This is a genomic window from Nocardiopsis mangrovi, from assembly GCF_042653925.1.
Lineage (GTDB): Bacteria > Actinomycetota > Actinomycetes > Streptosporangiales > Streptosporangiaceae > Nocardiopsis_B > Nocardiopsis_B mangrovi.
The window spans coordinates 80,936-90,145 of sequence record NZ_JBHSFQ010000031.1; the positions used below are offsets into that span (position 1 = coordinate 80,936).

Annotated in this window: 8 protein-coding genes and 1 pseudogene; 5 read left to right on the forward strand and 4 right to left on the reverse strand. The window is 70.4% G+C overall.

Translation table 11 applies throughout. The features are described from left to right. The first annotated feature begins 677 nt into the window (after positions 1-677). From ACFO4E_RS24590 to ACFO4E_RS24600, 3 genes are all read left to right on the forward strand, one after another. The gene (locus ACFO4E_RS24590) at positions 678-1,874 is read left to right on the forward strand and encodes a cytochrome P450 (protein ID WP_378578671.1); all 1,197 of its coding nucleotides are present in this window, start codon (positions 678-680) and stop codon (positions 1,872-1,874) included. 469 nt (positions 1,875-2,343) lie between these two features. Beyond that, a complete protein-coding gene (locus ACFO4E_RS24595) occupies positions 2,344-2,592 on the forward strand; it encodes an acyl carrier protein (RefSeq protein WP_378578672.1) in 249 nt (82 codons plus the stop codon). Beyond that, positions 2,589-3,845, forward strand: a complete 1,257-nt coding sequence (locus ACFO4E_RS24600) for a beta-ketoacyl-[acyl-carrier-protein] synthase family protein (protein ID WP_378578674.1) — start codon at positions 2,589-2,591, stop codon at positions 3,843-3,845. Before ACFO4E_RS24595 ends, ACFO4E_RS24600 begins: the two co-directional genes overlap by 4 nt. A 327-nt stretch (positions 3,846-4,172) precedes the next feature. Here the strand turns inward: ACFO4E_RS24600 and ACFO4E_RS24605 are convergent, their stop codons facing one another. Next, complete coding sequence (locus tag ACFO4E_RS24605) at positions 4,173-5,156, reverse strand: helix-turn-helix domain-containing protein (protein ID WP_378578675.1); 984 nt, start codon at positions 5,154-5,156, stop codon at positions 4,173-4,175. A 568-nt stretch (positions 5,157-5,724) separates the two neighbouring features. On the opposite strand from ACFO4E_RS24605, the gene ACFO4E_RS24610 reads away from it, so the two are divergent. Continuing rightward, on the forward strand, positions 5,725-6,393 hold the full coding sequence (locus ACFO4E_RS24610) for a hypothetical protein (protein ID WP_378578676.1): 669 nt from the start codon (positions 5,725-5,727) through the stop codon (positions 6,391-6,393). Positions 6,394-6,451: 58 nt separating this feature from the next. On the opposite strand, the pseudogene ACFO4E_RS24615 reads toward ACFO4E_RS24610, so the two are convergent. Next, positions 6,452-7,159, reverse strand: a pseudogene (locus tag ACFO4E_RS24615) (SDR family NAD(P)-dependent oxidoreductase); the annotation flags it as partial. 42 nt (positions 7,160-7,201) lie between these two features. After that, entirely contained in the window at positions 7,202-8,077 is an 876-nt protein-coding gene (locus tag ACFO4E_RS24620) for an SDR family oxidoreductase (RefSeq protein WP_378578678.1), read from the reverse strand. 92 nt (positions 8,078-8,169) lie between these two features. Between ACFO4E_RS24620 and ACFO4E_RS24625 the strand changes: the two genes are divergently transcribed. Beyond that, a complete protein-coding gene (locus ACFO4E_RS24625) occupies positions 8,170-8,772 on the forward strand; it encodes a TetR/AcrR family transcriptional regulator (protein ID WP_378578679.1) in 603 nt (200 codons plus the stop codon). 175 nt (positions 8,773-8,947) lie between these two features. On the opposite strand, the gene ACFO4E_RS24630 is transcribed toward ACFO4E_RS24625, so the two are convergent. Further along, positions 8,948-9,210 (reverse strand): YciI family protein (locus ACFO4E_RS24630; RefSeq protein ID WP_378578680.1); only part of this gene is annotated, 263 nt, incomplete at its 5' end.

Sequence of the window (9,210 nt, forward strand, 5' to 3'; positions counted from 1 at the left end):
CGGAGTTGCCCTTGTCCACTTGCTCCGGGCCGAGGACAGAAGGGTCACCGGTGTTCCGGCCACCGCCGGTCCCTCCCAGCAGCCCGGCGTTCGAGAGCCTTCGTCCGTGGCGCGTACGGCCGCTGTCGGGCCCGGCGTGCTGTCCGGCGAACCGGACCACCGCGACACGCTCCCCCCTCAGCAACGAGAACGCGGCGCCCCCGCTGGGCGCCACGGTGTTCGTAGGACGATTCCGCGAAGGCACGTGTGCGCGTCATGTAGAGAGCCGTGCGCTAAGAATCGACGACATTCACGGCTCATGCTGGCATGCTTCCTACGGGTGAGACACCATCATCAAACCGTCCCTCGACCCCACTGAAGGGAACTCGAATTTTCGTGGTCAAACGATCAATGATGATGCGGTGGTTTCACCGAAGATCACCTGCCTCCCGACATGCCCGGGATACGCCGATCTGACTTCCCGGTCAGCCCGAAGTCGCTCGGCCCCTCTACCGATTGTTCACCGCAATTCTTAAGCTTTAACGGTGCAGGCGGCAGGGAACCCGTGAGAAGTCCCGTCGAATACGACGGACCCGCGCCGGTAGGAGCAGGCGCACCACCCCAGGTCGGATCCTTCCAGTTCCTCTTTCGCCGCCGCCGCGATCATTTTCCCGTCGCCCCTACGAGAAAGGCCCCCCATGGCAGGCGAGCCCGTCGTCCTCCATCCGCCCTTCGACATCGACGGAAAAGAGATCGCGGACCGGCTTTTGGCTGCCGGACCGGTCGCCCGGGTACAGCTGCCGGGACTGGCTCTGCACGCGGTCACCCACAACGCCGAGTTGCGGCGGGTGCTCTCCGACACCGAGACGTTCGTGCGGGGCGCCGAGCACTGGCGGGCGGTGAGGGAGGGTGAGGTGGACCGCGACGCCCCCTTGATCCGGATCATCTTGGGGTCGGAGTCGATGCTCGCCCGCAACGGCGCCGACCACCGGCGTCTCCGCCGCCTCCTGCAGGACAAGTTCAGCCACCGCCGGATACACGACCTGCGCCCCCGCATCGCGGGCATCACGCGTGACCTCCTCGACGACATGGGGCGCGCCGGCGGCACCGTGGACGTCAAAGCCGTGTTCGCGCGCCCGCTGCCCACCCGGGTGCTGTGCGAGCTGCTGGGCGTGACCGGGGACGACGATATCCGGACGATGTCCGACTACACCAGCCGCAGCTTCTCCGGCACGGGCCGGGACGACGTCGACGAAGCGCGTGCCTTCATCGTGAAGCTGATCGCGGAGAAGCGGCGCGATCCGGGGGAGGACCTCATCAGCGCCCTCGTGAGCGCCCACGGCGACGACCGGCTGAGTGACATGGAGCTGATCGACAACGTCCGCCTCCTCGTCGTGGCCGGGTTCGAGACCACGATGGGAGCGCTCACCAATGTGGTCCGGGCGCTGCTGACCCATCCGGACCAGTACGCGCTCCTGCGCAGCGGGCGGGTGGGGTGGGACGCGGTGATCGAGGAGGTGCTGCGCTGGGACACCAGCGTGGCCCTGCTGCCCGCCGTCTTCACCACCCGCGAGGTCGAACTGGGCGGCGTCACGCTCCCTGAGGGAGAGGCGCTCCTGCTGGGATACAGCGCGGCGAACCGCGACCCCAATGCCTTCGCCGGCGCCGACCGGCTGGACTTCACCCGCCCCGCGTCCCAGAACCTCGTGTTCGGGCACCATGCCCACCGGTGCTTGGGGGAGCCGTTGGCGCGCGCCGAGCTCGGCGTCGCGCTGCCCATGCTCTTCGAACGGTTCCCCGACATCGCCCTCACAGGCGAGAGGATCCGGCCGACCCCCAGCCCGATGATGAACCACCCCTTGGAGCTGAAGGTGAGGCTCACTGCCGGCGGATGAAATCGGGGCCGACGCCGAAGCGGGCCGAAGCGCCAGGTGGACGGCGGTGCCGAACACGGCGCGGTTCGCCCGCCAATAGTCGATGGCGAACGTCGTCCACTATTCCACGAACGACGGCCATATCGTTTTGCATAAGGCCGGGGAGAGCACCCCGGGGCCACCTCCTCAAAATGATCTTCAATGCGGTAGGCGAGCGGACCGATCGCGGGAATGGGACCACTCTGGATCCCGCCCCTCTGTCTTCCACCGGCCTTCTGCCGCATATTTCGACGAAGTTCTTTCGCTTAAACCGAAATGCGTGTAGCGTCCGGCTCGAAGATTTGAATCGGATTCAAATCATTGGAAGGGCGGGCCGGTGCAGGACGCGCTTCCCGCCCTTATGAGCGGAACCACCGATCCCCGACCCCGGCCGCGATGCGGTGATCCCAGCGCCGGCCGGACACACCGACCCCCGCTGCAAGGAGCGACGATGAGCGGAACCACCTACGACCTGCTGGTCGAACTGCTGGCGACCCGATTCCAGGTGGACCGGGCCGACATCTCCCCGGACGCGACCTTCGAGGACCTCGATGTCGATTCCCTCCTCCTCACCGAACTTCTCCTGGTGGTCGAGTCGGAGCTGGGGGTGGAAATCAGCGAGGACGCCGCCTCCCCGCAGGACACCGTGCGACGTGCCGCAGAGCTGATCGAGGCCCAGTCGGCCAAGGCTGAGAAGTGAGCCCCGGGGCCGTCGCGGTCACCGGACTGGGACTGGTGACCGCCGCCGGTCTGGGCACGGAGGAGAACTGGTCACGCGCCTGCGCGGGCACGTCCACCGCCGCGACCGACCCGGAGCTCGCGGAAATGCCGGTCGACTTCTCCTGCCGGGTCCCCTCCTTCGATGCCGACGCGCTGATCGGGCGCCGCAGCACGATGACCCAGGACCCCTTCATCCGGTTCGCGATGGTCGCCGCGGACGAGGCCATAGCCGACTCCGGGCTGGACCCGGGCACGTGGGACGGCGCTCGGGTGGGCGTGGTTCTGGGAGTCGGTATCGGCGGCCTGGCCAGCTACGACACACAGCAGCGCCGGCTGCGCGGGACGGGGCCCTCGGCGGTCTCACCGCTGCTCGTTCCCATGCTCGTCCCCAACATGGCGGCGGGCCACCTGGCGCTGCGATTCGGCGCGTTGGGCCCCAATTTCGTGACGGCCACCGCATGTGCCTCGGGGGCCACCGCCATCGGATGCGCGCTGGGGCTGCTGCGCGGCGGCACCTGCGACGTCGTGATCACCGGCGGCGCCGAGGCCGCGGTGGTCCCCCTGCTGGCGGCGTCGTTCGCGCGGATGGGAGCGCTGTCGCGGCGCACCGGCGATCCGGCGGCGGCGTCGCGGCCCTTCGACACCGACCGCGACGGCTTCGTACTCGGCGAGGGCAGCGGCATCCTGGTGCTGGAGCGCGAGGCCCACGCGCTGGCACGCGGAGCGCGGATCCGGGGCCGGCTGGCGGGCTACGGCGCGTCCGCCGACGCCCACCACATCACCGCTCCCGACCCCGGCGGCGACGGTGTCGCGCGGGCGATCACGGCGGCGCTGACCGACGCCGGGGTGGACGCGTCCGATGTCGGCCACGTCAACGCACACGGCACCTCCACCCCGCTCAACGACGTCGCCGAAGCGCGGGTGCTGCGCCGCGTGATCGGCGGCCACGCCGCCGTCACCTCCATTAAAGGAGCGGTCGGGCACACCCTGGGAGCGGCGGGCGCGATCGAGGCCGTGTTCACGGTGCTCGCGCTCGAGCGCGGGGTGATCCCGCCGACGGCGAACCTGGAGAAGCAGGACCCCCAGATCGAGTTGGACATCGTGTCGGACACGGCGCGCTCCCATGCTGCTGAGGTGGCGATCAGCAACTCGTTCGGGTTCGGCGGGCAGAACGCCGTCCTGGTGTTCACGGCGGGAGCCCGCGGGCCGGGACGAGGCGGTCGTGATTCATGACCCCTGCTGCGGGCCCATGGTCGCCCATCACGCACCGGTACGGCCGAATACCGGAAGCGGTGTCACCTCCCGGGTCTCCCTGGTGATCAGGTGGGACAGGGCGCTCCGTCGTCTCATCCCGGGCCGCGGACCGCTGTGTCAGGGCGACCGACCGGCCTATGGCCGCCGGAGCGGCACCTGACGGCGCCCATAGCGGTCGCACCAGCGACGGCGACGAACCCTGGCCCGGCCAGAGGGCCGGATGTCGCCGGTGTGCGGCCGGTCCTCGTCAACGGCGGCGAGTGTGGACCCCCGGTCCGCTGGTCGACGGTCCTGCCCCGCGCCGTGCTATCGGTCGGGTCGGTGCCGGACCTGGTGGCGGTGGTCGGTGGGCGAGGTGTCGTAGGCGGCGCGGAAGGCGCGGCCGAAGGTGGTCGAGTGGGTGTAGCCCCAGCGGCGGGCGATGGCGCTGACGGGCAGGTCGGCGAGGGCGGGGTCGGCGAGGTCGCGGCGGGCGCGGTCGAGCCTCTGCCTGCGGATCCAGGCGGCGGCCGTGGTGCCGGTGGGACCGAACAGCTGGTGCAGGTGGCGCACGGAGATGTGCAGGTGCGCGGCGCCATCCTCCGGGCCGAGACCGGGGTCGTGCAGGTTCTCCAGGAAGAACGCCTGCGCCCGCAGCAGCAGGCCGCGCCGGCGCGCCTCGGGGGTCAGTGCCGTGTCGGCTTCCAGGGCACGGGCGAGCACCACTGAGACGAGGTCGGCCAGGACGGTGCCGAGGCGTGCGGCGTCGGTGGGGGTGAGTGTGTCGGCGTTGGCGGCGATGTGGGTGACGAACCCGCCCAGCACGGCGCCCACCCCCTGCCGGTGGGAGATGGGGATGGCGGCGGCTTCGGCGACGAGCTTGGCGGGCAGCCCGATGGAGTCGCGGGGGGCGGTGATCCCGATCTGCCGGTAGAGGTCGCGACCGTCGGAATGGCAGTAGCAGTCGGCCGCGCGCGAGGAGATGCTGGTGTGGATCTCGCCGGGCAGGTACCGCTTCTGGCTGCCGCTTCCGTCGCTGGTGAACCGACCGCTCATCACGAGCCCCAGGTGGTACACCTCCGCGTCACTGGAGCGGACCAGGGCCGGTGTGCGCCGCATCCCCACGGAGCGGTAGGCCACGCGCGACACCGCCACTGCGCCGAGTGTCAGATTCCAGTGGCTGAACTCGAAGTCCCCGGCATGGTCGCTGTCCGCGTCCACCGGCGCGTAGCCCTCGGCCCACCATTGGTGCCAACGGTCGAAACGCTCCTTCCGCGGGAAGTCCGCGCTGTTGAACGTTGAGACGGACACTGCGGTTCTCCCCTTTGCGCTCGCACATGCCATCGCCCTCGCACCGGCGCACCGCGACCGCCGAGGGGTCGCTCGCCACCCCTCCGCGGGGACCACGGCGGATCCACCGGTCACACCCGCGCCTGGTGGGGGCGGGGCGTCCGGTGGGACAGGAGCCGAGTCGCGAGGCGGTCATTATCCGCGATGCCGGAGACCACGGCCAGGGACACCGGGTGTTTCGGCCTTCGCCGAAACTCCCCGCCCACCCCTGCCGCCGGATGCGGGGCGGGCACGACGTGTGTGCACGTCATGTAGAGAACTGTGCGCTCCTGGTCGACGACGTCGACCACGATCTTTGGCACGCTGATCACCGGCGAAGAACTCGCCCCCACCCCCGCTGCGCCGCACCCCGGCATGCCCGGTCCGGGTCCGCCTGGAAACGGACCGGCCGCTTCCCGTGACCGCGCCCAGGCGGCACAGCGCGGCGATGCGCAGTCCCCCGGACGCCGAGCCGTCGACGCGCACACCCCACGACCCCGGACGTGCGGATGTCGGCCGCGGCACCCGCACCAGTGAAAAAGAGAGATCGATGAGACTCACCCCCGTCCAGCACAGACTCACCGGCACCGTCGCCGGCCTGGTCGCCGTCGGTGCCCTCGCCGGCTGCGGCGGCGCCCCGTCCGCCGAGGTGCCCGGCGAGCCTCCGGCCCCGACCGCCGCGGAGGAGGCGCCGGCCGAGGCCGACGCGGGCTCCGGGGACTTCCGCACCGCCCCCGTCCCCTCGTCGGCACCCGGGTTCGACGAGAGCGAACTCCCGCCCGAGCCGGCCGAGGGCGCGACACCGACCGAGCAGATCGAATACGAACTCCTGGCCGAGACGACCACCTTCGCCCAGGCCACCGACCCCTCCGCGACGGCGCAATGCCCCGAAACCGACGCCGCCACCCAGGAGACCATCACCTGCACGGTGACCTACCAGGGCCTCGAGGTGCCCTGGAGCGTCGACATCAACGGAAGCGCATACGTCTTCTCCTTCGAGCCCTGGGCCGAGCAGCAGCCGATCTCCCGCGATATCGCCGAAGACGCGCTGCGATGGTACGCCGACGCCGAGGCCGTGCTCTGCGACATGGAGGAGCACCGGCTCGTCACACCGGACGGCGACACCGGAGTGACCTGCCAGGCGCAGGCATCCGGCGGCGTCGAGACCTTCGCGATGGACACGGGGACCTACGGCACCTTCTCCTTCGCGGCGTCGTGACGACGGTCCGCGAACCCGACGCGTCGCGGTGTCGTCACGGTGTCACGGTGTCACGGCGTCACGTCAGGGGGCCGAGCGTGAAGCCTCCGTCCGCGATGATCTCGGGGCCGGTCGCGAAGCGGGCCTGCTCCGAGGCGGCGAAGAGGATGAAGCCCGCGATTTCTCCGGGGGTGGCGTTGCGGGGGATGGCGAAATCGTCGACCGGGACCAGGGCGTTGCCGCCGGGGCCGTAGGCGAGGGGCGTCTCGATGATGCCGGGGTGGACGGAGTTGACGCGGATGTCGTCGCGGGCCAGGCCCTTGGCTGCGGCGCGCATGAGGCCGCGCAGTGCCCACTTTCTGCTGCTGTAGGCGACGAGGTCGGGAGCGGTCGCGAGGCCGGCGACGGAGTTGATGTTGACTATCGCGCCACCGCCGGCCTTGCGCATCGAGGGGGCCACGGCCCGGATGCCGAGCAGGGCGCCGGTGACATTGGTGTCGAACACGCGCTGGAACTCGTCGAGCGGGATGCTCTCCACGTTGCCGACGCGCAGGTAGGCGGCGTTGTTGATCAGGATGTCCACGGGTCCGAAGCGGGCCTCGGCCTGGTCGACCGCGTCGGCCCAGTCGGACGCGCTGGTGACGTCGAGCCGCACTCCGAGCGACGGGCCGTCGAGCTCGGCGGCGAGCCGGTCGAAGCCCGTTCGGGCAGCGGCGACGGTGTTGGCCCCGGCCTCGGAGAACCGGAAGGACAGCGTGCCGCCGAGTGCGCCGGAGGCTCCGGTGCTGAGAACGGTCTTGCCGGTGAAGTCGAACGTGACGGGTTCCTTTCAGCCGCCGACGACACCGGCGGAGGCGGGCGCGGTGAAGTCATCGGCGTCGGTGGAGTGGGCACGGCTTCGTCCGGCTTCGAGGGCTTCGAGTCGGCTGCGCAGGGCGGCGGTCGCCAGCGCGTACGCGTCGGAGCCCAGCGTCAGACGGAACGGCGGCTCGGCCTGGTCGGCGGAGGCGATGATGGCCGCCGCGATCTTCGCGGGGTCACCGGGTGCGGGCAGCGGGGGCAGGTCGCCGGAGAGGATGCCTCGCAGCCGTCCTGACGGGCCGTCGGCGTACTCGGGCAGCGGCGCGCCCAGGACCGCGCCGCCGGCGCCGAAGCCGGTGCGGGAGACGCCGGGCTCGACGACCGTCACTCCGATGCCGAACGGCGCCAGCTCGGCGGCGGCCGACTCCCAGAATCCCTCGATTCCCCACTTGGTGGCGTGGTAGAGGCTCATGGCGGGAAAGGCGACCTGGCCACCGATGCTGGCGATCTGGATGTAGCGCCCGCCGCCCTGGCGGCGCAGGTGCGGGGTGGCGGCCCGGGCGAGCTGGATCGAGGCCGTGAGGTTGGTCGTGATCTGCCGGTCGATCTGCTCGTCGGCGAGTTCTTCGGCCGCACCGAAGAGCCCGTAGCCGGCGTTGGAGACGACGACGTCGATCCGGCCGAGATCGGCGAACGCGCGGTCCACGACCTCACGCAGCACGCGCGTGTCGGTGACATCCAGGCGGGAGCGCCACAGCTGCTCGCCGTAGCGGGCCGCCAGGTCGTCGAGGCTCTCCGGGCGTCGCGCGGTCGCTGCGACCCGGTCCCCTCGTGCGAGCAGTTGCGCGGTGAGGTGGCGGCCGAAGCCCGAAGACGTGCCGGTGATGAACCAGGCCCGAGTCATGTCTGCTCCTGGATTGGTAACTAACTGGATATATTCATACCCTCCGGCACGGGCTTCTGTAAACATCTGGATGGTTATGTACGATGTAGCGCATGCCACCTGATGCCACCGAGACGAAGCGGCGACTCATGCGAGCGGCGGTCGACGAGTTCGCCGCATACGGCCTGGCCGGCGCCCGGATCGACCGCATCGCCGAGGCCGCTGCGGCCAACAAGCGGTCGATCTACATGCACTTCGGGACCAAGGAGGAGCTGTTCGACAAGGTCGTCGCCGACAGCATGCTCAAGCTGGCGCAACCGGTCTCGTTCAACGCCGATGACGTGCCGGGCTACGCCGGCGAACTGTTCGACCGGCTGGAGCGGTGGCCGCACATCCGGCGTCTGTACTTATGGGCGGGGCTGGAGCGGAACCAGCCCATCGACGCCGAGGTCCAGCAGTACCGCACGAGGGTCTCCGCATTCGAAGCCGCCCAGGAAGCGGGCCGGATCCGCGCCGACATCCCGGCGGCGGAACTCATGGCCATGGTGATCGCGCTGGTGATCAGCTGGGACACCGCAGCCTGGTCCTTGAAGGCACTACAGCCGGAGAACCGCCGCGAGACCGGCACCGACCACAGGGCCGCGGTGACGGCCGCGGTATCCGCACTCGTCCAGCCGCCCCGCCCTCCGGGTGTAGAGGATCGAGACCGGCGTTGACGTCGGCGCCGCCACTCCGGGATGAGAACGGCGGCGGAGCACCGGCCGCATAAGCGGGTTCAGGGGTCGATCCCCTGAGAGCCCCCTCCACACTGGGCCCGATGGCCGGAGGGGGCTCTCCCATGTGCGGGGCGGGCCGGCCGGCGCTGCGCCGGGCCGCCGCCTCGTCGCGGATTCAGGAGTGGCCGGCCTGCTCGTCGAGCTGTTCGCGCCAGCCCTGCTCCTTCTGGACGTACTCGTTGTCGGAGAAGTCCGCGAAGTCGCTCTCGTCGGTGACCCGGCGGACCTCCAGCTTCGAGCCGGCCCCGAGAGGAGCCCGCTTCGCCCACTGCACGGCCTCGTCCCTGCCGGCGGTCTGGATGATCCAGAAGCCGTTGAACAGCTCGTGGGTCTCGCCGTAGGGACCGTCGGTGACGATGGGGTCCTCAGCGGCGAAGT